Annotated in this window: 21 protein-coding genes; 1 reads left to right on the top strand and 20 read right to left on the bottom strand. The window is 38.2% G+C overall.

Annotated elements, in window-relative coordinates:
• Positions 1-111: 111 nt before the first annotated feature.
• The 7 genes from A5816_RS01395 to zapA form a co-directional block, all read right to left on the bottom strand.
• A complete protein-coding gene (locus A5816_RS01395) occupies positions 112-1,374 on the bottom strand; it encodes an ABC transporter permease (protein WP_086310528.1) in 1,263 nt (420 codons plus the stop codon).
• Entirely contained in the window at positions 1,367-2,266 is a 900-nt protein-coding gene (locus A5816_RS01390; protein ID WP_002314648.1) for an ABC transporter ATP-binding protein, read from the bottom strand. Before A5816_RS01390 ends, A5816_RS01395 begins: the two co-directional genes overlap by 8 nt.
• 143 nt (positions 2,267-2,409) lie before the next feature.
• Positions 2,410-4,188 carry an excinuclease ABC subunit UvrC gene (uvrC, locus tag A5816_RS01385; protein ID WP_010732103.1) on the bottom strand — a complete coding sequence of 593 codons (1,779 nt, stop codon included), beginning with the start codon at positions 4,186-4,188 and terminating at the stop codon, positions 2,410-2,412.
• A 181-nt stretch (positions 4,189-4,369) separates the two neighbouring features.
• A complete protein-coding gene (trxA, locus tag A5816_RS01380) occupies positions 4,370-4,684 on the bottom strand; it encodes a thioredoxin (RefSeq protein WP_002290803.1) in 315 nt (104 codons plus the stop codon).
• A gap of 86 nt (positions 4,685-4,770) precedes the next feature.
• Positions 4,771-7,131: an endonuclease MutS2 gene (locus A5816_RS01375; RefSeq protein ID WP_086310527.1), complete on the bottom strand. Its 2,361-nt coding sequence runs from the start codon at positions 7,129-7,131 to the stop codon at positions 4,771-4,773.
• A 143-nt stretch (positions 7,132-7,274) separates the two neighbouring features.
• On the bottom strand, positions 7,275-7,823 hold the full coding sequence (locus tag A5816_RS01370) for a CvpA family protein (protein ID WP_002333754.1): 549 nt from the start codon (positions 7,821-7,823) through the stop codon (positions 7,275-7,277).
• Positions 7,824-7,880: 57 nt separating this feature from the next.
• A complete protein-coding gene (gene zapA / locus A5816_RS01365) occupies positions 7,881-8,318 on the bottom strand; it encodes a cell division protein ZapA (RefSeq protein WP_010732101.1) in 438 nt (145 codons plus the stop codon).
• Between the two features lie 201 nt (positions 8,319-8,519).
• Between zapA and rnhC the strand changes: the two genes are divergently transcribed.
• On the top strand, positions 8,520-9,437 hold the full coding sequence (rnhC, locus tag A5816_RS01360) for a ribonuclease HIII (RefSeq protein WP_025478443.1): 918 nt from the start codon (positions 8,520-8,522) through the stop codon (positions 9,435-9,437).
• Between the two features lie 419 nt (positions 9,438-9,856).
• Here the strand turns inward: rnhC and A5816_RS01350 are convergent, their stop codons facing one another.
• The 13 genes from A5816_RS01350 to A5816_RS01285 all read right to left on the bottom strand — a co-directional run bounded on the left by A5816_RS01350 (position 9,857) and on the right by A5816_RS01285 (position 25,841).
• The gene (locus A5816_RS01350; protein ID WP_086310526.1) at positions 9,857-10,771 is read right to left on the bottom strand and encodes an N-acetylmuramoyl-L-alanine amidase; all 915 of its coding nucleotides are present in this window, start codon (positions 10,769-10,771) and stop codon (positions 9,857-9,859) included.
• A 122-nt stretch (positions 10,772-10,893) separates the two neighbouring features.
• Positions 10,894-13,185 (bottom strand): glycosyl hydrolase family 18 protein, encoded by a 2,292-nt coding sequence (locus A5816_RS01345; protein ID WP_086310525.1) that lies wholly within the window; start codon positions 13,183-13,185, stop codon positions 10,894-10,896.
• Positions 13,186-13,617: 432 nt separating this feature from the next.
• Complete coding sequence (locus A5816_RS01340; protein ID WP_002373166.1) at positions 13,618-14,196, bottom strand: TetR/AcrR family transcriptional regulator; 579 nt, start codon at positions 14,194-14,196, stop codon at positions 13,618-13,620.
• 19 nt (positions 14,197-14,215) lie between these two features.
• Positions 14,216-14,884, bottom strand: a complete 669-nt coding sequence (locus tag A5816_RS01335; protein ID WP_002308499.1) for an ABC transporter ATP-binding protein — start codon at positions 14,882-14,884, stop codon at positions 14,216-14,218.
• A 14-nt stretch (positions 14,885-14,898) separates the two neighbouring features.
• Positions 14,899-15,969: an ABC transporter permease gene (locus A5816_RS01330; protein ID WP_002308498.1), complete on the bottom strand. Its 1,071-nt coding sequence runs from the start codon at positions 15,967-15,969 to the stop codon at positions 14,899-14,901.
• Positions 15,970-16,166: 197 nt separating this feature from the next.
• Positions 16,167-17,531, bottom strand: coding sequence for an NAD(P)/FAD-dependent oxidoreductase (locus A5816_RS01325; protein WP_086310524.1), 1,365 nt, complete (start codon positions 17,529-17,531; stop codon positions 16,167-16,169).
• Entirely contained in the window at positions 17,528-19,054 is a 1,527-nt protein-coding gene (locus tag A5816_RS01320; protein WP_086310523.1) for a helix-turn-helix domain-containing protein, read from the bottom strand. The genes A5816_RS01325 and A5816_RS01320 overlap by 4 nt, the downstream gene beginning before the upstream one ends.
• An 88-nt stretch (positions 19,055-19,142) precedes the next feature.
• A complete protein-coding gene (locus tag A5816_RS01315; RefSeq protein WP_086310522.1) occupies positions 19,143-21,623 on the bottom strand; it encodes a WxL domain-containing protein in 2,481 nt (826 codons plus the stop codon).
• Complete coding sequence (locus A5816_RS01310) at positions 21,607-21,942, bottom strand: hypothetical protein (protein ID WP_025478385.1); 336 nt, start codon at positions 21,940-21,942, stop codon at positions 21,607-21,609. Before A5816_RS01310 ends, A5816_RS01315 begins: the two co-directional genes overlap by 17 nt.
• 10 nt (positions 21,943-21,952) lie before the next feature.
• Positions 21,953-22,990 (bottom strand): DUF916 and DUF3324 domain-containing protein, encoded by a 1,038-nt coding sequence (locus tag A5816_RS01305; protein ID WP_086310521.1) that lies wholly within the window; start codon positions 22,988-22,990, stop codon positions 21,953-21,955.
• 90 nt (positions 22,991-23,080) lie between these two features.
• A complete protein-coding gene (locus A5816_RS01300; protein ID WP_086310520.1) occupies positions 23,081-23,761 on the bottom strand; it encodes a WxL domain-containing protein in 681 nt (226 codons plus the stop codon).
• Positions 23,762-24,045: 284 nt separating this feature from the next.
• A complete protein-coding gene (locus A5816_RS01290) occupies positions 24,046-25,149 on the bottom strand; it encodes an alpha-hydroxy-acid oxidizing protein (RefSeq protein ID WP_002373180.1) in 1,104 nt (367 codons plus the stop codon).
• 221 nt (positions 25,150-25,370) lie between these two features.
• Positions 25,371-25,841, bottom strand: coding sequence for a DUF4809 family protein (locus tag A5816_RS01285; RefSeq protein WP_002373182.1), 471 nt, complete (start codon positions 25,839-25,841; stop codon positions 25,371-25,373).
• Positions 25,842-25,868: the final 27 nt, after the last annotated feature.

Here is a 25,868-nt window from a genome sequence, read left to right as displayed (position 1 = left end):
ACTATTTTCAATGGATATATATCCAATATAATAAAAAAATAGAAATAGGTCTATACAAAAAAGAAGCTGGGAACAATAAATGTCCAGCTTCCTTCTATATTTTTCTATATTTTATGCTTTTTTTCGTTCATTTCTCATAATTGAAATCGATTGTTTCAATGAACTCCATAATCCGCCTTCGCTATAAACGAGTACATTCGATTTGTACATATTTGCAGACAAGATCATCAATAAGAATGTCACGGCTACAAGTACCAACAAGGAAATCAATGCTCCACCCATACCGACTGTCTCATTTGCCAAGCGAACCGGCATAATATAGGAAGATAAAAATGGAATATACGAAGTGATCCGAATAACGATATTATTTGGATCTGACGCACCTAATATCAACCCAAGCATGTATCCGCCTAAAGATAAATAAGTCACTGGCAAAATTGCTTTTGCTGTATCTTCTGTTTTGTTGACCAAAGAGCCACATAAAGCTGCCAAAACAGAAAAAATCAAAATGCCAAAGATCATAAATAGAAGAGAATACCACAAGAATGGTCCAATCAAGTTATCCAATGAGATACCGTCCAATATATTCTTGACCATTTCCATATCTTTGAATTGATTATATCCTACACCAAAAATAATGCCGTATAATGCCATTTGCGTTAATGCAACAAGCAAAACACCAGTTAGTTTCCCGTAAAAATGCTTTTGTGCAGTCGTGCTGGACAGGATCACTTCCATGATCCGCGTGCCTTTTTCAGAAGCAATCTCTTGTGCAATGATTTGTGCATAAGTCAGAATGATAATGAACAAGACAATCGTCGCCACATAGCTGACAACATATTGGACTGTCGAATTATCTTCTCCTACCGACATTTTTCCTTTTGAATCAAAGTTGACTTTTTGCCGAGTCAAACTTGCCTGTTGGCTCAAACTTGCCACTTCTTCTGGAGAAATGCCTAATTCACTTGCTCGAATCATTGATTGCAAGCCAGTCAATTGTTGTTGTATCAGCAGTTGTGTACTTTGTCCCAATGAATTTTCGCTATACAGCGTCCCATTTACCTTATCTTTATCAGTTGTGACTACTAAATAAGCATCAATTTTTTCTTTCGAAAGGTCTTTTTGTGCGTTTTCTTCAGAATCCACTGCTTTGAACTCAAAATCATCTGTTTTGACTTGGCTCATTTGCTGCCTGATTTGCTCATTATCAGCCAATACGCCGATTTTATTGACATCACTATTTTGCTGGGCAAAGTTTCCTGCTACATAAATAATACCTAGCATGATGAAAGGGACTAATATCATAATCAAGAAAGAAATCGACTTGACATTTTTTAAATAGACATCTTTGGTAATAATCCAAAACTTACGCATCGATTTCACCTGCTTTCAATTTGAAAATCTCTTCCAAAGTTGGCGGTTGCTGGTTGAACATAGGGATATAACCGAATTGAGTCGCACGAGTAAAGATTTCTTTCCCTGCTTCAGGATCCTCTAATGTGATCTCTAACGTATTATCCTCACGAAGGATCACTTTTTTCACGCCTTCGATTTCTTCTACTTCCTGTTGGCTTAATCCAGATTCCAAGAATAACTTCGTACGGCCAAATGATTCACGGATCTCATGGACTTTTCCATTCAAAACCATTTTTCCGTTTCGCAGCATGATCAAATGATCGCAGATTTTTTCTACATTATCCATATTATGGCTAGAAAAAATGACACACGAACCGTGTTTTTTCAATTCCAATATTCCATCTTTCAGTAATTCCGCGTTTACTGGATCTAACCCGCTAAATGGTTCATCCAAAATGATCAATTTAGGTTCATGGATCAATGTGGCGATGAGCTGGACTTTTTGCTGATTCCCTTTAGACAAAGATTTTACTTTATCCGTCTTTTTCCCTTTTACCTGAAATTTTTCCATCCAAAAATCGATTTTTGGTTCAATTTCTTTTCTTGATTTCCCTCTAAGTTCTGCAAAATAAAGCAGTTGGTCTTGAATCGTTACTTTTGGATAAAGTCCTCGTTCTTCTGGAAGATAACCGATGATATCATAATCTTTCTCCCCAAGATGATGACCATTCCATAACACTTCTCCTTGATCTTGTGTCAAAAAATCCAAGATCAAACGAAAAGTCGTTGTCTTACCAGCACCGTTTTGACCAATCAGCCCCATGATTTTTCCGTCTGGGATTTGGAAAGAGACATGATCGACAGCTGTGTAGTTCCCAAAAGTTTTAACAAGATCCTTGACTTCTAACATTTCTTCACTCCTTCTTCAATAAATCCATATATCCTAAGACACCAGATGTAAGCGATTTATTATTTACCAACAAAACGTATACTCTCTTGTTGTTGTAAATAAAATGATAGGACACTTTACTTTCTTTGTAAAGTGCCCTTTTCTCATTCCTGATGTAATTTATCAAATACGTTTTGTGCGACATTTTTCGGTAGTCCGATTTCTTGTAATTCTTCTATCGTAGCTGCTGTGATATTTTTCAATGATTTGAACTCTTTAAGCAACATTTTTTTTCGTTTCGGTCCTAGCCCTTCGATTTCGTCTAATCGGGAAGCAAAACTGTTTTTACTACGCAGTTGCCGATGGAAAGTGATTGCGAATCGATGGACTTCATCTTGAACCCGCTGGAGCAAGAAAAACTCAGGTGAATTTCGCTCAAGTGGTACTACAGCCAAATCTGTACCGAATAGCAATTCATTTGTTTTATGTTTATCATTTTTTGCCATACCAGCAATAGGAATATCGATTCCTAATTGATTTTCTAAGACATCTTTCGCTACATCGACTTGTCCTTTTCCTCCATCGATCAAGATCAAATCAGGTAAAGGCAACCCTTCACGAATCACTCGTGAATATCTGCGATAGATGACTTCTCTCATCGATGCATAATCATCGGGTCCGTTGACTGTTTTTATTTTATATTTCCGATATTCTTTTCTTGCTGGTTTTCCATCAATGAATACGACCATCGCAGCCACAGGATTCGTTCCCATGATATTGGAGTTATCAAAAGATTCGATGCGTATTGGGGTCGGGATATTCATTGCGTTTCCTAAACGTTCAACTGCTCCGATCGTCCGTTCCTGCTTTCTAGCAATCAGATCAAATCGTTCATTCAAAGCAACTGAGGCATTCTTATTCGCCAATTCCACTAATTTTTTCTTTTCGCCTCGTTTCGGTTGTAGAACTTTCGTATCCAACAAAGCTTCTACACTTGGCTTGTCGATCGTATCAGGAATCAAGACTTCTTTAGGAATGAAATGTTCATTTTCCTGATAAAACTGGCCAATATAAGTCAAAAAATCTTCTTCTGCTTCGTTATAGAAAGGAAACATTGAAACATCTCGTTCAATTAACTTTCCTTGTCTTACAAAAAACACTTGGACACACATCCAGCCTTTATCAATCGCATAACCAAATACATCTCGATCCAGTAAATCAGTATTTGTCATTTTTTGGCGAGTCATGATTGTTTCGATAGCACGGATCTGGTCTCGGTATTCTGCAGCTTTTTCAAATTCCATGTTTTCAGCAGCTTTTTCCATTTTCTGATGGATCTCTGACTCGATTTTTTCGTGTCCTCCGTTTAAAAAGTTTTTCACTTCATCAACGATTTTCGTATAGACTTTCGGATCTACGTCGAAATAATAAGGACACAGACATTGCCCCAAATGATAGTAAAGACAAGGCTCCTTCGTCTGACTAGGTTTGCATTTTCTCAGAGGAAATAATCGGTCGAGGATCTTCTTTGTCTCATTCGCCGCACCGACATCGGGATATGGTCCAAAATACAGTGCTTTGTCTTTTAGTACTTTGCGAGTAATCACCAAACGGGGATATTTTTCATTCGTTATCTTAAGGAAAGGATAGGTTTTATCATCCTTTAACATAATATTGTATTTAGGATCATTTTTCTTTATCAGATTGATTTCTAAGAGCAAGGCTTCTATATTCGATTCTGTAACGATGTATTCAAAGTCTTCAATTTCACTAACAAGCCGTTCCGTTTTCGTATTATGGCTGCCAGTAAAATATGAGCGGACGCGATTTTTCAATATTTTGGCTTTTCCGACATAAATGATCGTTCCATTTTTATCTTTCATCAAGTAACAGCCGGGCTGATCAGGAAGTAAAGCTAATTTGTTTTTGATTCGTTCGTTCATCTGGTACTCCCCTTCATATTCAATTAAAGTTATTATAGCATGTCTGTCAAAAAAACAATCCAGCCTGACAACGTAATTATACTCAAAAAATGTTAATTTGAATAACCTTAACTCAACCGCAAAAAAACCGAGGACGGAACTGAATTCAGTCCCATCCTCAGCTTATTTTTGCTTTAAGCTTTTATAAATATTGATCGATCATTTGACGTAGTTGTTCTTTTGAATGAACACCAACAGCTTTTTCTACTACTTGACCATCTTTTTTCAACATTAATGTTGGAATACTCATGATTCCGAATTGTTGAGGAGTTTCTGGATTTTCATCCACATCCATTTTAGCAATTCTGAATTCTTCTTCATCATATTCTTGTTCCAATTGATCCAAAATCGGTGCTTGCATACGACATGGACCACACCAAGTTGCCCAAAAATCAATTAATACAAGTCCTTTGTCTGTTTCTTCGTTAAATGTCTTATCTGTAATTACTTGTGACATATCAAAGACCTCCATTTTTAAAATCTATGACCAGTATAGCATTTCTATCCTTGGATAGCGAACCATCTGCTTACCTTTAGTAAGTTTTACTTAAATTTAACAATTGTTGCACCATTTCCGCCTTGATTTGCCGGTGCAAACTCAAAGCTTTTGACGCTCCGATGGTTTTTAAGATAATCAGTAATTCCCTTGCGAAGTGCGCCTGTCCCCTTTCCGTGGACAATAGTCACTTGAGGATAACCTGCTAGGATGGCAGAATCCAAATACTGATCTACTTCACTTAGCGCTTCCTCATATCGTTTTCCTCGAAGATCCAATTGATTCGGCACATGACTGCTAGATTCAGAGCGTACAGCATGGACAACTCGTTGTGTCGGCTCTTTTTGAGGAGCAACAGGCGTCAGTTCGTCTTCGGACACATTCATTTTTAGTATACCGATTTCTACTTGCCACTGATTCCCGTTTTTACGTAAAAGCGTTCCTCTTTGGCCGTAAGTCGTAACCAACACTTCGTCTCCCGGTTTCAATGTTTTTTGTTCTTTCGCCTTCTTCAATACTTTATTTTTCTTCAATGTTTCTTCTTGATGTAGATTTGCTAATTGGGTCTTTGCATCGATCAACTGATGCTCTTTCACATTTCCTTGCCCGATCTGCTGTTGCATTTTACGAATATCAGCAATGATTTTTTCTGCTTTTTCTTCCGCCTCTGACACGACTTCATTTGCTTTTTTCTTTGCTTTCTCTATTTCTTTTTCACGTTCTTCAAAGAAATAGCTGTAAGCTTCTTTCAAATCATGATGAAGTTCTTGTGCTTCAGAAACAAAATGACGCATTTCCAGATATTCAGTCTCTGCCATTTTCCGGCGATTCTCTAAATCTGTGATCATTTCATTTAAATCTTGGCTCTCATCATTCATCAACTGCTTTGCTTCATTAATAACATCTGTATCAAGGCCTAATCGGCTGGAGATTTCAAACGCATTGCTTCGTCCAGGCACACCGATCAGTAAACGATACGTTGGACTTAGTGTATCCACATCGAACTCCATGCTGGCATTAATCGTATTTGCCCGATTGTATCCATAAACTTTCAATTCAGGATAGTGCGTAGTTGCCATCACATAAGCAGACTTTTTACCAAGATCATCTAAGATTGCGATGGCTAGAGCAGCACCTTCTTGTGGATCTGTTCCTGCACCAAGCTCGTCAAATAGTACCAGACTTTTTTCATTGACTTTTGATAAAATATCTACGGTGTTCGTCATATGAGAAGAAAAGGTCGATAGACTTTGCTCAATCGATTGTTCGTCACCTATATCCGCAAATACTTCTTCAAAAATACCGATTTGGCTTTCTTCTCCTGCAGGAATCGGCAACCCTGCTTGCCCCATCAGCTGTAACAGACCTAAAGTCTTCAACGTGATCGTTTTCCCACCTGTATTAGGTCCTGTAATGACGATGGCTTGATAGTCTTTTCCAATTGCGATGTCATTAGGAACTACTTTTTCCTGATCAATCAGCGGATGTCTTGCTTGTTTCAAGACGACATGATTGTCTTCGCTGATTCCCGGCACGATGGCTCTTAATTCTTTACCAAATCGTGCTTTTGCATTCATCAGATCCATTTTACCAATCACATAAGCATTGTGGATGATTTCTTGACGATGTGGAACAAGTTCTGCAGAAAGTTCACTTAAAATACGTTGAATCTCATTTCGTTCAGCGATTTGGTATTGACGCAAACGATTATTCAAATCCACCACTTGTTTTGGTTCAATAAATAAAGTCTGTCCTGAAGCACTTTGATCGTGGACTACACCGCCAAATACACCGCGGTATTCTTGTTTGACTGGGATAACGTAGCGGTCATTTCGCATGGTGATGATTGCATCGCTCAAATATTTTGCGTTCTTCCCGCGGACGATTCCGTCTAACTGTTCACGAACAGCTTGTTCACTTCGACGAATGTTCTGTCTTATGATTTTTAGCTCAGGAGAAGCATCATCGGTCACGCGTCCGTCTTCATCAATTGCTTCCTTTAAACGGCGACTTAAAACAGGAATCGTGACTAGCTGATCTGCCCACATATACAAACGCGCAAATTCGATTTCACTGTCAGAAAGATCATCAATGAACCGATGCAATTCACTTGTCGTAGATAACACTCTGGAAACTTGTGCAAGCTCCACTCCATTCAAGTCTGCCTCGATTTCGATCCGTTTCATATGAGGGCGGATATTTTCAAGTTTTGGTATAGGAATCCCGCCTCGCAGACGTTGTACTTTCAACCCATCCTCAGTTTCTTGAAGCCATTCTGTGATCGTTTGTTTCTCGCTCACTGGTACCAATTCTGCCAGTTCTTCTTTTCCTTGTGCAGTCACTACAAATTGTTTGACCATTTGTTTGACTTTTTCAAATTCCAATGTTTCAAGGATTCGGTTATTCATTTTATCACCTTATCTTTCACTATGAAAAAAGGGCTGTGCCGGACATACGTTGCGCAGCCTTCTTAAATAAACTACTGTGTACAAAAAACAAAACATTCTTGTAAAAGTTTTTCTAAAAAAATATTTTCTAGCCCTATTTTTCCTTAATTCAAAATATTCGTTACCCAAAGCTCATACATCTTGTTGGTAAGAAAGGGCGTTCTCTCAACGATAAAACGAGCGAAACTATGCTCGCCGAATTGATTTTGGACCACATCTAATGGAACAAAGGCAAGTAACTGCAAAATCAAAAATATAGTAACGTAAGCCATGATTAGTGACAGGATGCCTCCTGCAATCCAGTCTACCTGTCTCAAGATCGGCACATATGTCAATCCATGGACAAAGACCCCCACAAATCGGGTGATCAGCCAGCCAATCAGCAAAATGATCAGAAAAGCCGTTCCTGCATAAAAAGCTTCATCTAGGTGAAAGGCAAATACTTGATCAAAAAATGCTAATTTTGATGTCGGGGTGACAGCTGGGTATGGAATGTATAATTCCAAATGACTTGCTAATGGTTTGTAAAAATGCTGGGCAGCAATAAATGACAACACATATCCGATTGCGAATATGACTTGTAAAGCAAACCCGCGACGTGCTCCAGAAAAAAACGCGATTAGCAATAAAAATAAAATCAGCAAACTCAGCATGCTACGTTCCTTTCTCTTCTAACTTTTTTAAATTTTTCTTATTTTGATAAAAGGATCTTAATTAGAAGATTTTTGTTTGATTTGTCCTTTTCGTTTTTCATTTAAAATCTGTTGTGCTTCCACATGATTTTTAATTGTATGATCTGCTTGACCATTTTCTTTCAGTACTTCTCGAGCTTCATTCTCGATTGCTTCCATGCGTTTTACGCGATTTTCAAGCTCTGTAAATTTGATCATTTTTTTCTTTAATTCTGCTGTTTCTTCTTCTAGTTCCAAGATTCTTTCTTGTTTCTTCAATTGATCCGAAAGCGCATTGACAGCCATCAAGATCGCTGCTTGTTCATTATCCATTTGTGGTGATAATTGTTTCAATTCTGCTAACTGCTCATTGATCAGCTTCGTTACGATATCCATATGATGCTTGGTTTCCCGTCCGATAATAGTATATGTTTGGTTGGCAATCACTGCTTTGTAGCGTGTTTTTTCGTGCGCCATACGAATCATTTCCTCCTATTTGATGAAAGTTTTATTTAGTGTACCATGAAGTTGGTTCTTTCACCGTTCTCCACAAATATTTTTCACATACTTAACTATTATATGATAAACTTTAAAAAAATGCTATGTCTCGCAACCTCTTAGAAAACGAAAAGTCAGGAGTTGCGGTATAGATTTATGTATAAAAACGAGGAGAATTTTATGAGCAACGTCATTATCAAAGCAACGAACGACCAACTTAGTCAAATGAAAGCATACTATCGCTCTTATTTGTTAAATAAACAGATTCCTTATACTATCTTTGCTGCAAAAAAAGACGGGACGACCATCACTGCTTACACATCAGGAAAAGTGATGTTCCAAGGGGCAAACGCAGAAACGGAAGCTCAGCGCTGGGGACAGGCACAGGATAAACAGGCCAAACCAGCAAGAACGGTCTCTTCTTTGCCAAAAAATATCAGTCAATTATCCGTTTTAGGTAGCGATGAAGTCGGAAATGGCAGCTATTTCGGTCCACTAACAGTATGTGCTGCTTATGTGAAACGTGATCAGCTTGCAGAATTACGTAAACTTGGTGTTCGAGATTCAAAAGAGTTAAAAGATAGCCAAATCATCCAACTTGCTGATATCTTAAAAGAAACTATCCCTTACAAACTACTTGTCTTGCCCCCAGAAAAATACAATGAGATCCAGCCAAAATACAATGCCGTTCGGATGAAAGTCGCTTTGCATAATCAAGCAATCCATTTGCTGCTAAAAAAAATCGCACCAGAAAAACCAGAAGCGATTTTGATCGATCAGTTTACGCCAGAAGCAAATTTTAAAAAATATGCGCGTTTAGAAAAAAATCACTTGCAAGAAAAACTGTACTTCGTTACTAAAGGAGAACAATATCATTTAGCTGTTGCTGCTGCTTCTATCATCAGTCGTGCCAGCTTTTTAGAAGAGTTAGACAAAGCATCAGCTGAAGCTGGAATCACCCTTCCCTCAGGAGCTGGAACGAAATCTGATCAAATAGCGGCAAAACTATTAGAAAAAGGCGGCATACCTATGCTTGAAAAATATGCCAAACTTCACTTTGCCAATACAGAAAAAGCGTTGAAGCTACTAAAAAAATAAAAGAACTGTGACATAAGTCGTGTCACAGTCCCTTATTCCGAATCAACGGTGTTCAAAAGCTTGCAGCTGCGGTAATAAGTCCAGCCAAATGAAAAATATGAAGAGCTATTTTTGTTTGGCTGTTCTTATTACTTGATGCAGAACAGCTTTTTCACAACCTCTTTCCTTAAACGGTGTTCTCCTGCCAACTCCTCGGTCACAAGTCACAATATTCATCAAACATGAGAAGCTGTTTTTTGAAATTGCTTCTTGTGACTCGGAGCTGAACGGCAGGCTCACAACCTCTTTCTTAAACGGTGTTCCAGAAGTAGCTTCTTCGAAAAATAAGCCGAAATTTCACAAAAATTTGAGAAGCAATTTTCGTAAATTCCTTCTTATTTCTTGAAGCTGACCACTTCTGTCACAACCTCTTTCCTTATTTATTGCTGAAAATAAGTGGTCAATGCTTGTGTCAAACTTGCAGCGATCTGCTGCTGATAACTGTCTGTTACTAATTCCTCTAAATCACCATCATTATTCATGTAACCCATCTCGATTAAAATAGAAGGTTGAAGATTTTCTCGAAGAACTTGATAGTTCCCAGTGGAGATTCCCCTTGAATCCAGAGGCAGATCAGTGAAGGAATCAGCGATTGTTTGTGCTAATGTTTCCTCTTGTCCATAGTAATAATATGTCGTGATCCCAGTTGCTTCATTCGCATATTCCGTAGAGTCTGCGTGTAAACTGATAAAGACATCTGCCTTTTTTTCTTCACTGTAGTCGCATATATCTCCAAGCTGTACTAATTCATCTGTAGTGTGGGTCAAATAAACCGTTGCTCCAGCATCCTCTAGCGCCTTTTTTACTTTTATAGCTGTACTTAATGTTATATCCTTTTCTTCTGTTTGTTCATCATTGCTTAATGCCCCAGTATCATTTCCGCCATGCCCAGGATCTAATACAATCACTGCATCAGATAACTCTTTCGGTTTTGTTTGTATATTCTTTGTGACTTTGGTTCCATCTTCGAGGGCTAAATATCCAGTATAGCCATCATTTGTCTTAATCTGATAAGCATTTTTTGTTTCGGAAAGAAACTCCGTCAGTTCTCCGCCGTTTATAGTTGCTAATGGGGTAGTTAGCGAGTCATCTGTATATAGTGTACGGTCATTTTTTCCGATTTTGACTAATGTCTCTTGTTCTGTGTCATCAGATGATTCCTTTGTCTTTGTAACCGTACTGTTCGTACTGCTGACCGTTTGTCCAACTATCTTTTTTTGACCAAAAACATCTATTTGAAAACAGATAATAATGATAATGATTGCACATACAAAAGCTCCAATTATTTTTTTCATTCTTGACTCTCACCTCGTAGATCCAGACTAAGGGTCAAAACTTAAAATCAGCTTAAGTACGCAAAAAAGGAGCTGCGACAAACGTTTTGTCACAGCCCCGTGTTTTCAAATAAACAGCAAATTTAACCAATCAGTTCCCATGCGCCCCACTCATTAGAACCTGGTTCTTCCCCTTGATTCCACCACTTTGCCTGGTAAACTTTCCCTTGATAAGTGACGATGTCTCCCTTGACATAAGCTTTTTCTGGGTGCCATTCTTCGTATCCTGGAGCAGGGTCTTCGCTTTTCGTTGTGATCGTTATCGGCAAGCTTTTCTCAGATACATTTCCAGAAGCGTCAAATGCACTGACTGTATAAGTGTACGGTGTATTTGTCTCCAAACCTGTATCTGTATATCGAGTATGAGCTGTTTGTGCTACACGCTGACCATCACGATAGATGTAATAACCTGCCACCTGATTATTGTCTGTTGATTCTTCCCAACTCAAAGTAACTTGTGTTCCTTGAATATCTGAAACAGCTAGATTTTCGGGTACAGATGGTGGTTGAGTGTCGGATGGATCCGGTATCAGTTCTTTTCCATAGATAACTTGCCGATTGATTTCCGCTCCTTCATCTCCGATTCTTTGGACTAACGCAATATGGCCAATTCGATCGACTGTTGGATTCTCATCACTTGATCTTAATCTAAATTCATAAGAAGCATCTGGCTCGATATGTTTACCGTCATATACAGAAGCTAAATCAATCACGACATATCCATTTTCTATCGTTACTGTTCCAGCTTTGTAATCTCCGGCACTTAGGCTTTCAGCTGAATGGATTGGAATATATAGTTTAGGGAATTTGATTGTTTCTTGGGCTAATTCCACTGCACTCAATACACTAGAAGTTTCGTTAAGCTGCTCGTTATTCTTGATAGTGATGTTATAACCATTCGCACCATATTCATTATAAGTAGAAATATCTACATCAATCGCTAACGGGGAGGAAACTATTTCTTGTTCTGACAGCTTTTCGTCACCGAATAATCCTTGTTTGATCGCATTAGTCAGCTCGTCTCTCTTACTACTGTTAGTTTCCTTATCTTGTGATTGCATCCAGGAGATTACTCCACCTAATTCATTTTCTTTTACATATTCTGCTTTGTAGCTGACAGATCTGACATTGTCATAAGTAAAGAATTCTCCTGTTGTTTTACTGTACATATAAGGTGCTTTCGCTACATCATCCCAATATTCTTTTAAGTCTGCTGTTTGATCAATCAAATCAGCGATATTCCGATAAGGCCAGACGCCGCCAGCTCTACCACCATTTCCTGAAACAAGATCGTTTTTGTTTTTGGCACCGTAAGAAGGTGTTTGATCGGCATCTTGGTTGCTTGCTTTTGCTGATTGGAACAAACCAGGCAGCTCTTTGTTATCCCCGCTTTCTACCTCATGCCAGCCGCGTGTATAAAAAGCTGCACCAATCACGATTTTATCGGAAGGAGCTCCTTCTTTTTGTAAAAATTTGACTGTCTGATTGACAGAAAGACCTTCTTCATAATTAGGATCAGCTGGATTGCCATAAAGTGCCGTATGGTGAGCACTGTTTGGACTCCATGCCCCATTCAAATCATAGGTCATGATATTGGCAAAATCTACCACAGAGAATAATTTAGGAATGTCAATCCCATCATTTAATTTTTCTCTGGAAGAAGGAAGCGCTACAGATAATTCATATGTTTTCCCTAACTTTTCTCCTTGTTGATCAATTGACTCGCGAATCTCTTTTAAAAGCGTGATGTAATTCTCTTTATCTTCCGGTTTTGCATGTGGTGTTCCTTCATCGTTTACATTATCTACTAGATCTGGCTGACGGACATCAGCTGGATATTCCCAATCGACATCGACAAAATCCATATTGGTATACTTAATAAATTTCGTGATATTTTCTACTAGATTTTTACGTTTTACTGGATCAGCTGCCACTTCTGAAAAGTCTCCTGATTTTGACCATCCACCTAAAGATACGCCTATTTTTAGATTTTTATTTTTGCCGCGTAAATCTTGGATTGCATTCAAAATCCCAGAACTTGGTGTGTTCCATCCTACGCCAGGTTGATCTAAAGATGCACCCACTGCAGCATCTGCATCTGTAAATTCCAGATTCCCCTCGCTATCAAAATCTAAGAAGGCAAAGTTCAAATGTGTTAGCTGATCCGCTGGAATATCTTGAGGAAGAAATTTCCCTTCACCATCCCAGATGGACCAATCTCCATAATACATGACATTCCGGTATTCTTTTGCTTGAACAACTTGAGCTGTTTCTTCGGCATAGACAGAGTCTTTTTGTCCTAATAACGGAGATGTGACAGACATCACCGAAGAAAATAACATTACTGCTAAACTGATTTTTTTCATTTTTGACATATTTTGAAACCTCCTTTTGTCTATTCGTTGTGATTCATCCACCAAATAAATAGTTTCTTTCATTCTACAAACAATTAATTATTTTTGTTATTAAATAAAAACACCTCCTAGATTCCCGACAGAACAAGCGCACCAGAAACATTGACTTTATAATTACAAATAAATAGTAACATTCCGGAATTAAGTTTGCAAACGTTTTCTTTTATATTTTGTTCGTTATTTATAAGTAAACAAAAACTACTTTTTGGTTAAATCCTTTTTGATAACGATTCAATTAGAATGAAATAATAAATAAAATATTCCTTGATAATTATGAGAGAATAACAAAGTTTTATGCATGAAAAACTAGCCGTATAAAAAAGAAACAAGATACAACGATTTTCGTCATATCTTGTTTCTTTACCTAACTATTTTTCTCCACATTTAACAGCTTTACGTTTGTCCTAATACACCATTCAAATATAAATCGATCAATTGTGCCACATTTAGCGGTTCTTCTACAGGTCTTTTTGATCGAGTGATGTACGGTGCCAACACTAAGAAAAAATGCCTTGCTGCAATTTCTTTGGAAATCCCACTTCTTAACACGGATTGGTTTGTTGAAAAAATTTCTTCAAATGGTTCACGATAATTTTTCTTCCATAGAAAGAAAAGATGATCTCTCGTTTCACTGGAAAGATTGCTTTCAAGGTCGTGAAGCATCAGAAATAAATCAACAAGATGCGTCTCAATCAAAAATTGAGCCATTTTTGTCAACGTCACTTGAAATCTCGTTTCGCTTGTTTGGACGATTTCTCTCAACGCTTTCCCAACATCTTCTAAGTGCTTTTCTAATACTGCTGTATATAACTTTTCTTTATCACCAAAATAGTGATAAAGATTGGGCTGGGTGATCCCAACTTTTTGTGCGATCTCTCTTGTTGAAGTACCGAGATAGCCCTTGGACATGAACAAGTCAGTCGCTTCTTTTAAAATTTTTTGTTGCGTGTCTTTATTGTATCGATGGACCATTTTTCCACCTACTTTTTGGTTATTCTTTTTCTTTCAATACACCATCTTCCATCATAAATATTCTATCGCATTTGTCAATCAACCGTGTGTCGTGCGTCACCATGATTGTTGCTTTATTTTTTTCTTTTGATTCTTTTGCCAAAATATCGACTACTTCTCTTGCCTTTTCTGAATCCAAACTGGCAGTTGGTTCATCTGCTAGAATAATAGACGGATCATTGTACAATGCACGAGCAATTGCCACCCTTTGTCTTTCACCACCAGATAGTTCTTCTGGATACTTGTTGATCAGCTTATCCACGCCAAGCTGCTCAAATAATTCTTTTGCTTCTTTTTGCCGACGTTCATGTTTGATTTTATCTACTAATAACAACTGCTTTTTTACTGTCAGAAAAGGAACCAGATTTGATGCCTGCAAAATAAAACCAATTTCTTTGAAGCGGAGTTTAACACGTTCGCTTTCTTTTTGATTACTGAATTCCTGATCATTGATAAATACAGAGCCGCTGCTAGGTGTCTGCAATCCGCCTGCTAAAGTCAAAAAGGTACTTTTTCCTGAACCAGAAGGACCGATGATTGCAACAAATTCCCCTTTATCGATACTCATTGTTGTTTCTTTCAATGCTTTTACTACTTGGTCGCCATCTTGGAAACTTTTTTCTACTTCTTTAAATTCTATTGCTTTCATGTTCTTCCTCCTTCTTATCCAATGGCCTTCAGCGGATCGATTTTCACGATCGTCCGAACAGAAAATAGTGCGCCTAACACAGCCACTACCAACATCAACAAGCTAATGACGCCAAAAAATAGCCAATTGCTTTGGAATGGAACCGCATCAGGTAGAACAAGAGATGTTCCCACTGTTCCCACTAGACCAAGAAGAATACCAACAAAGGATAAAATGAATGTTTGTGCCACTACAGAGCGTGCAATAAATCCTCCCGTGATTCCTTGGGCTTTCATTACACCAAAGATATTGATTTTTTGCATCGTCAGTACATAAATAAAAATCCCGATCACGATAGCCGCAATAACAATCAAAAAGCCAATCATAAACCCAAAAGTCAATACTTGTGCATTGTATCCAGGTAATTCATTGATGAATTTAGAAATTTTGATCTGTTCCAAGTCTTCAGGTAAATCGTTGATTTTTCCTCTGACAACTATTGCATTGATCCGTGCATTCTCACTTGTGTCTTCTTTTTCGAAACGGATTTGTTGGTAAGCATTGATGGTCGTATAAAGAACCGGTGAAACATTAAACTTGGCATGATCCGTAAAACCAGTTAATTTAAACGTCTTATCACTACCAGATAACTTAACCGTATCTCCTACGGCTAGACCATATTCTTCCTTCAGGCTAATATCGCCTATTGCCTCATCATCGTTATTAAAAGCTTTTCCTTCAACAAGATTCGGCATGATGAACTGATCTTTATCGATACCAAAGAAGCTAACATTGATTTTTCCTTCTTCTGTACTGTCTTTACTAGTCACGACTCCAGGTGTTTGGGCAAGATACGCCACTTTCCCACCTTCGACTTCTTCTGCGGTCTTCTTAGTAATCATGGACATCCCTAGATTTGAATTGGCATCTTTCGAAAGAACGATCGAATCTGCCTCCCACTTGTCAACCGCCGTTCGATTGTCTTGAGCTAAGCCATAAGCTAACCCGGTCAAAAAAAATACCAAGTAGGCGATTAAAAACATCACCCCTGCAACTAATGCGTAACGTAACTTTGAATGCATAATTTCATTTAATGCTAAAAACATTTAATTCCTCCTCTTGAAATAATTATTTTATACAATAATTTTATCACTTGATAAATTTTTGGCGAATATTATGCTCAAAATACATTTTCGCTTTTTTATTATATCTCCTTATGATGTCTAAACGCTTTTTAGTTAGTATTTTTCAGTTTTTTTATTATAAAAATAGCATTTCACATAATAAAAGACCGTGATGTTTCTCACGATCTTTTTTCTACTCTATTGCGATTTGCTCTCTTAGCTAGTACTTTAAAAGCTAACTCATTGAGATAGTGAAAACGTGGGGTATATTCAGCCAAAAATCCAAAGTTTTCAACTGCTAACTGTGGAATCGTGGTTTTTTGTTTCACGATATCAGCAAGTAAGTTCAAATCTGATAATAAAAATTCTTTGCTTATCAGCTGTCCGCCAATGATTTCTAATGTATCTGGATGATAGATCAGCTTTGCATTTACTGTTTTATTTTCTTCATAGTATTGTGGAAATAGGTCAAGCTCTCCTGAACAAGAACAGGCACTTTGTTCCAAAAATGGTGCTTCGTCTTCTGTCAACCCAACAGTTCCTAAAAAGTAATCGGTAATGACCGTTGCTGTTATCTTTTGTTTGAGATCATAAGCAGTCGGCTGCTCGCACAAAGTCAACGCTACCGCTCTCGCCATATGTACAGCTCGAGTAACTAAGGGCAAAAAGAGATGCCGTTCATTCTTGTCAAAACTGACTGGAACGATATCGCCAATCGCATAGATATCCGAATCACTTGTCTGCAGGTATTCATTGACCATCACAGTGTCGTCCTCATACAATGCCACTTTGTCTTTTAACAATGACGTATTTGGACGAGTTTGAGCAGAAAAAATGACGATATCTGCCTTCAGTGTTTGAGACAAAAGTTGTACGGATACTACCTCTTCTCCTGATTTTTTCCAATCAATCAAAAATTCATTTGGATGAAAGTTGATTTGCTTGTTTTTCAGCTGATTTTGAAAACTGCCAATCATATCTTTATCGAAATATCTTGATAAAACATTCGGCATGTAATCAACTAAATGAATCATATGTCCCTTATTTCTCAAAGCATCTGCTAATTCTAACCCAATATAACCAGCACCAAAAATCACTACTTCTTTTGCTTCTTTCAAAGCGGCAAGTACTTGTTTAGATTGCACTAGATTTTTATAGGTGTAGACATTTTCAGCTTCAATTTGTTTATATAAAGTGGCAGGAGATGAACCTGTTGCCACGATTAGTTTATCATAGGTTAGGGTTTCTTTTTTTCCTTCCTCAGAAGTGAGGATGAGCTGATGTTTATCTGGGTCAAGTTCAGTTACTCTCCATTCCGTGATCAGTTTTGCACCACTTGCTTGAAGAGTCCGCTCGTTGTTGACAGCTTCAGCTAAACTATGTATCTTTCCTTTTAAATAAAGATTGATCCCATTTGAAACATAGCCTAACCCATCTTTGTGATCTTCATCGATCAACAGAACTTCTGCTTCCGGTTGAAGTTTTCGTAGATTTAGGGCAGCGGTGATGCCTGCATGGGAAGCACCAATGATCACGATTTTCATGTTTTATTCATCCTTAAATTCAATTTTTCTAAATAGCATTCTTTTAAAAATTGGTTCAAATAGGGAAAATCATAGTTAAATTCATTACTCGTAAATACAAAAACTTTAGCGGACTTCTGTGACGGGTATTCTTTCAATTGGCTAGTCAAAATGACATCATATTGCTTGTCTTTCTCGTATTCGACTAAATCATATTTGATCGTATTCAACAACTGTTCTTGAATGATTTCTTTCACGATATCCGCCATTAGCCTTTCGTAAGGAAGATCATAAGCAATTTGCAAACGCAATTCCAATTGCTTGATTAGCGTTCGTAAAATAGATGCATAGCGAGCAAATAATTCAAAACGGGCATTTTCCTCGTCTGCTTCAGTAAAATCTACAATAGCAAATGTTTGTCTGACCAGCCTTTCGCATAAAACAAGGAATTGTTTATCTTCTACTTCAGTTAACCGTTGTTTCAATCCTTCTTGACCAAAAATATTCATCCATCCTCTAAAATAGGCAAAATGAGCGTGATTTTGCATCACTGTCAACGCAATCTTTTGCGAAATCTCTTCTGGAAAAACATAGAAAGAAAAATATTCTTCTATCGATTGTTTAAACGTTCGATTCAATTGAGCCACTACGTCATCTTTGTATTTTTCGCTTATCAAAAATTCCTGAACATGTGAATTATGTGTATCTAATGTAAAGTTACTGATCATGAAAAGATAAAAAACCAACGTTTCGTTTTGGTCCCAAGGAAAGGCATATTGAAAGAAATAACGGGTCAAAAATGTATGAAGCTCCAATAAAAATTGTGTCGTTTGAAACAATCCAACAGGAAGATTACTATAATCTGGTTTGGCTTTTTTCGTACAGCGCATCCGTTTCTTCATAATGGAAAGCCATATTTCAAATTTCAGTCGTCCTTCTTCTGTAATGGCGAAACTGAACTCTTTTTGTAGCAGATCTAAAAAAGTGTTTCCTGATAAATCGCTGTATTCCTTTTTATTTTCAAGGTAGGGGCGACCAAACCAAAATAATTGAAAATAGAAATAGCGGATTTGATTTTCTGGGCCAGTCAAACGCCCGCTTTTTATTTTCAAATGAAACTCTTTTAAAGAATCATTTAATTCCTTCACTCTACGCGACAAAGTAGCCGAACTGATATTAAGTTCCATAACGAGTTTCTGCCGATCAAATGAGCCATATTCTAACAGATAAAGAAGGATTTGATATTTTGTAGAATAGCGCAAGTAGCAATGATAATAAACATCGATAGCTGCTATATTGCCATGTCTGATCAATAAAATATTTCCTTCTTGAATAACGATTTCCAGTTGTTCGATGTTTTCCAAGCTAGTTTGTAAATAAAATAAATCTTCTTTCAAGGTAGACCGATCGATTGATAAGCGGGCAAGTACGTTATTAACAGAGATCTCTCCTTTTTCCTCTAATAAAAGTTGAAAAAGTTTGATTTGCCGTTGTTCATTTTTTTCAAGCAAACTGAAAAGTTCCAAGTCCACTCCTCCAAGCATTTCTGATTTTAACAGCAGAAGTTTCCTTCTCACCCTTGAAAAAGAGGATCTGCGACAGTTGTCACAGATCCATACAAATTCTGATCACTTAGCTTGACGGACCAGCTGACAGTTCCCATGTGATCGTGCCTTGATACCTTACGCCAGGTTGAGCGTTCGTACTGCTATTTACCTCTAAGAGTAAACCATCGGTATCGGGAAAGTCAACGAGAACCTCTCCTTTAGCTGTACCATCACTTTGATAAATCAACGTGTTTTGTCCTTGCTGGATCAATTGCTTTGATCCAGCACGATTAAAATACAATTTTGTTCCGCTTAATTCTTGACCTTGATCATTCTTAAATGAAGAAGTCAATGTACCTGTCAGTTGCCAAGGAGACGTGCTTGGAAGCCGAGTATCCCGTACATCAAAAGAAAAATCGCCTTTTGCTTCATAATAACTGGTCTTCAACGGTTTGGGGAGATCATTGCCAAATGTAAAATCATCTGGTACATCAACTAATGTCAATTCTTGTTTGGGGACAAGAATTGTTTTAGAGGATGTTTGGACAATCGGGTTAGGAAGCTTAGCACCATCTGCTAATGTAATATTGCTAGAAAGTACAGCTGCCTTTGTCGGTATGCTGACAGATTGCACAGAAGTATCTACAGTATTTAATTGATAGTTGTAAGTAAGATGAATGGTATCGCCGACTTTGCTCAATAAATCTGCCGGGACAGAAACTCCTTGTTGAACGCCAGTATCTGCGACAGTTGTATCATTTAATTTTAAGGTGCCATTGATATAAGTAGTATTTTCTGGAAGTGAGATCGTGATTTTTTTGTCGGTTATCGCATCCCCAGATTTTGTCAACGTGAATGTCGCATCTTCTTGTATCGTATCCCCTGATAGTGCAGATAAGGGAGTTCCTTCATCCGGTTGTCTGCTAAGATTTTTTAGCTGGCTGTCTGCACTCACTGATGGAAAATTAGCCACTGTTATTTGGGGAAGAGTGGTGATTCCCGCTTGTTCAGACTGCCATTTGTACGCAAAAGACGGATACAGGTTAGTAAGCACATCGTCCACCAAGCGATAATCAAAATAATATTGCCCTGAAGCCAATGCAGGTAGTGTAGAAGTAGCTGTAGTTGTGCCGCCATTATTTGATGAGATCGTTTGGAAAAGTTGATCTGTCCATCCTGCCGCTAATTTTTGGGTTCCTTTCGAATAAAGCCTGTAATGGATCGACCCCGTTTTTAATTCAGTTGCTGACCAATTGGCCGTGACTTGGTACGGCGCAGGGGAAAGGAGCTTTCCCCACTGACTATCAGCTGTTAAATTTGTTGGTAAAACCGTACCGTCTAGCTTATACTGCTCCAATACCTTTAAAGCAACGGGAGAAAGCAATCCACCTTGCGCATCTTTCCCGCTATATAAGATATTGGTTGACTGATTCAATCCACTTGTGCTTGCTGGAGTATGAGTCAGTGTTGCACCTTGTGTGACGTTTTTTCCTGTAAAATAATTGACTACACGATCAAAGCGAGTAGATGGTAGTTGATCAAAACGTCCTTCAGTCAACCCCATCGTTAGTGTTCGATTATTGGTTGAGCCTGGAAGGTTCTGGTTATTCCCATCCACGTATTCTGTAGTATCAGCAAATGTATTATATTTTCCTGTTGAATCACTTGGTGAAATGTAACTATTCCACGTATTTATCTCTGCACTTGCAGAAAATGCATATGCTCCTGGATTCAATTTTCCACCAGTTAGTTTAGGATAAAATCTACCTGCAGCTGGAGCTATAATCGAATTGAACATACGATCTTGGATAATATTATTCGAGTCATAAAAATCAACAGAAAAAATAGCCTTTTTAGACATAGAAGGTTGTAATTTACCCTTGGTCAAAATTTTGTTTGGACTCGTATCATATTTATCTCCGTTTTCTGTCATCTTCGCGACATTAGCTGTAATATCAAATTGAAGCGGGACATCGTCAACATTGAACTCGCCTCGCGTAATAATAGCGATGATATCTGCCAACAGAGTATTTGTATCCCACGAACCCATCCCGAAACGTAAGGTATGGCTTCCTGCTGATAATAAACTTCCGCTAGTAACCTTGATGGGGGCACCGGCAATATACAAGTAGGCGTTGTTCCAGTCAATTGCTTTTAATACATCACTGCTTGATACATGTTCCGGTAAATTGATGATTGCAACGAAGGCAAAACCTTGTGCAGTGATATTCACCAAATCAAGTACATTTGTTAGTTTCACATGGCTTTCCCAATGAAAACGGACCGTGCCACCTTTCCAAGGATCATTTGAACCATCGTTCAAATAAGTAGCAGTCAATTTAGGCAACTGGTTAGCCCCAGTTAGTTGGACAAGCTTCCCGCCATTCACTGCACTACGTCCACCATTTGGAGGTACGATGTTTTCGTATGTGTACGGATCATAAGAAATGGTAGGAGGCGTTGCTCCAACAGCTTCTGCCGAAGATGAAAAGATAAATATACTTAAAACAAAAAGCGAAGTAAAAAAGAAGGAGCGAAAAAATGTAAATTTATTTTGTAGCAACATGTTCATCCTCCTTTTCCTTTCTTCTCCATAACAACAACCACGCAAGAAGCCATAATTCTATACCAATAATCAAATAAAGAACACGGATCCTTTGTTCATTCGTCTCCGGGAATACGCCATGTTGATTAGCTTCTTTATAAATCGATGGCTGTGTCTGCTGTTTTGATGCGCCATTGACTGAACCACTTGGATGCGGAACTGGACTTAGATCATAAAATGTAATCGTGCCTGAACTTTTGGTATCTGCTTGGACTGGCTCTTGCCAGCTGAAGAACAGCAAACTTGCAATAATCCCTCCTAATAAGATTGATGTTTTCAACGAAATCACCTCATCGTATTGTTTCTCCTTTTTTCTTTTTCTTGTGGATCCACAAAAACAGCAAAATCAACAGTAACACTAGAACTGCAGCAACCAATCCTACATAAAGCCATGGGAAAGATTGTTCTTGTACTTCAAAAACGGAATTTTCATTTACTTTCTGTGCTTTTTCTTTTTTGATCGTAAAGTTTTGTGTAAATCGCCATTCATTACTGTCACCTGATTTTGCTATGATTTCTGCGCGGTAATCACCAGCTTTTGCTTTATCACCAGCTAAATCAAGATTCAAGTGAAAATTCGAATTTGGTGCAACTAAAAATGCATTAGACGTATTTTCAATATAAAGCTGATTTTCATAATAGATCTTGCTCGTAAATATCAAATTGCTGATAATCGTAGGCTGAGGATTTTGGAAACGAAGCTGAACAGTGGGCTTTGCATTGACCTCGTTCAAATCTCCTGATAAAAGTTTCAGATCCGGTTCTATCGTCTCTTGACTTTCTTGTAAAACGACTGCGAGATTATAAGCAATACGATTTTTGACTTGTGCTCCTTCTGTAGCATTTTCTGCTTCAGCTTCTTCTTTAGGTGAAACATGAATACCCGCTAAGACACGTCCCTTAAAGCTTTTAGCTGGGATTTTTACTTCTACAGGTACAGTTGTTTCAGCATGCGCTGATACATTGACTTCCTTTTTCGCAACAATCAAAACGTCACGGACATCAAACGGCAAAGTCCCATCTAGCGTTGGTTTTTTTTGACTATAATCGATCGTTCCACCATCACTCGTTACCGCCGGATTAACAGAGACCTCAAATGTACGTTCTTGATCTGAAGAATTGCTGATAATTACTTCCAGTGTCTGATTTTGTTCCAGTGCCACTAATAAATCAAAATAACCGATTGCTTTATCTATTTGATTCTCTGGAAATACCGGTTTGATCCCAAAGTCTCCTGCTGAATCCTCTGCTTGACTGATTGACGGAAAAATGAAAAATAGACTTAAAATAGAAAAAAACGAAACAAACAGTCGTTTACTTTGATTCATTGTCCACCACATCCTTTCAACAACAACTACGGTAAAAAGATTCTTCATCCATAGTATTTTCACCGCAGTTTGTTGAATTTATTTCATATTCTATGCTACTGGGCCAGCCACGAGATTCCAAGTCAAATCAGCCTTGAATGTTCCAGCTGCTGCTTTAGGCACTTTCAGCGTGATATTTGCTGGATCATAAACAGAAAGCCATGTTCCCAGACCTTGGTCTTTTGCTGCTGTAAATATTGGTGTCGCTGTACTTGCTTTACTCAATCCAGTCACAGCTTGACTAGTTGGTGCAGTGGCTTCGTTATCTGACGTACTTTTCACAGTGGATGTCCCAAAATCCAATTCAGCCCCTTGCAAAATTTGTGAACCGTTTACAAAATCTGAAACCGAAACTGTCACGTTCCACCCTTGTGCTTGCCCGTCTGCACCTACACCTCGACGATCTGATACTTGGAGATAAGGTGTATCATTTTTTGAAGCATCTACTTGATATGTTTTTGTTCCGCTTTCAATCTCGTGTGTACCAAACGGCAATTCGGGAACTACATCCAGTGTTAAAGGACCTGTCTGGCCAGTTGCTGGATTTTCCGGATCTGCCGGATCTACTGGTTTTGAAGGGTCAGTAGGGTTAAGAGGCTCCACGGTATTTGTTGGTTCAGTAAAGGTAATATCTCCTTTTGAAGTTGCTTGACCTTCAGCAAAAGCTGGGGTTGCCAAGCCGCCTAGAAGAAGTGTTGAAAGTAATAATGTCCCAATCATGTTCTTTTTCATAATAAATCACTCCTTTTTCTTAGTGACCTAAGTATAGTAGAGACAGCATGCAAAAAATCCTCATGAATTCATCCGCTTACTTGAAATTCTGACCCTTTTTGTATAAAAGAGAAAAAAGCAATAAAATCGTTTACATGAATATTCTTCTTTTTTTATTAAGTATGAAAAAACATTTCAATTTTCTTTTTTTCGTTTCAACTTATTCTATTAATGGCATCTCTGACCCATACAAATAGGAGTACGGCTTCAACTGCCGCACTCCTATTGTTTTCGTCATTTGTATCTTAAATAAAACGATTCTCACGCAATTTTATTTTTTTGATATCTTCTACTGTTTGTGTTCCAGCTAATTGCATGACCATTTCCAATTCTGTTTTAAAGAAATCAAACACTTGACGGACTCCTGTGCTTCCTCCTAAAGACAATCCATAAATAACGGGTCTGCCAATAGCAACTAGATCTGCACCTGATGCGATTGCTTTGAAAACATGCTGTCCGCGTCGTACACCGCTGTCAAACACGATTGGTACACGTTTATCTACTGCATCTGCCACATATTGCAACGAATCAAACGCTGCAGGACCACCATCTAGTTGACGGCCGCCATGATTAGATACCCAGATTCCGCCAGCACCCGATTCTAATGAACGATAGACATCTTCTTCTGACTGGACACCTTTCACATAAACTGGCAAATCAGAATGAGCAGCAATAAATTCTACATCTTTTGGACTAAGCTTCTGTTTGGAAGATTTGTACACAGCATCCATCGTTTGGCCTACTCCTGATTGATAAGCCTGAACGATCGGCATTGGCAGTGGGAAGGTAAACCCATTTCTGCGGTCTGTTTCACGGTTTCCTCCAACTGTTGCATCCGCTGTCAATACGATTGCTTTTGCTCCATTACGCTTGGCCACTTCAAGAATATCCAAATTGATTCCATTATCTTTGCTCATATAAAATTGAAACCATTGCGGTGCTTTCTCCCCGCCTGCTTCTCTTATCTCTTCTAAAGTACAAGAAGCGTAAGAACTTGCTGTATAGATCGTCCCAAAATCTGCTACACCTTTTGCAGAAGCTTTCTCCGCCTTCACATGAGCTAAGCCATGAGCAGCAACTGGTGCCATGATGATTGGTGCAGTCAGCGTTTCTTCGTCAAAATGTGTAGTTGTATCGGGTAATTCTACATCTCTTAATACATGAGGAATAATCAGCTGATGATTGAATGCCCGTTCATTTTCTTGATAAGTAAATAAGTCGCCAGCACCACTGCTGATGTAACCATAACCACCAGCTGGAATCACTTGTGAAGCGGCTATTTCTAAATCTTCCATATTGATAAAATCCACTATTCCTTCATTTGTACCTGCTTGATACGTTTTTTCCATTTCAATGCCTTCCCTCTATAAAAAATTGAATGAATGATATGATAGCGTTTACACTTTTTATATTACTCTTCCGTATTGATACAGGCAAATAATCTGTTTACATTTCAGTCATTCCAGATGTCACTACTCTGGAAGAAATGTTTAGAACACAAATAGATAAAAAACGATGGGACTTTGACAAAAATCGTGTCAAAGTCCCTTTTACGAAATACTGTGTATGCCTATTGAAATAAGTGAGGATTGTTTCTTTGTGTTTCAATCGTTTCTTGCCATTCTTCGTTTAATTTTGGATTACCGTTTTCTTCCTTGAACGCATACGGTCCCAATCCAAAAAGCTCAGTTAGTATTTGATTCACGATTTCATATAGCTCGGTGTGATCGGACACATGATTATTGAAGATCATCTCATTATCACCACGTTTAAATCTCACATTCGGGCTCTCATGATGTACCTCTATGCATTTTTCCTCTTTTTTTAACTGACGGACTTCTGAAAACATCTCATAAATATCTTCTCCAATAAAACCTTCAGCAAGCGCCAGACTGTCCACAAGACCGCCTACTGTCAACTCAGAGATTATCGCTTTGTTGGCACCAAGCTTTAATGTATAGCTTGTTGCTTCTACTACGCCGCATGCATTGCAACCGCCTTCTGATAGTTCGCTTTTTCTGATCAATTGAACTTCTTTCATTTTCTGTTCCTCCTCTTAGTTTTCTAC

Origin of the sequence: Enterococcus sp. 3G1_DIV0629 (assembly GCF_002141285.1) — a bacterium.
Lineage (GTDB): Bacteria > Bacillota > Bacilli > Lactobacillales > Enterococcaceae > Enterococcus_B > Enterococcus_B lactis.
This window is presented reverse-complemented; position numbering and strand designations above follow the sequence as displayed.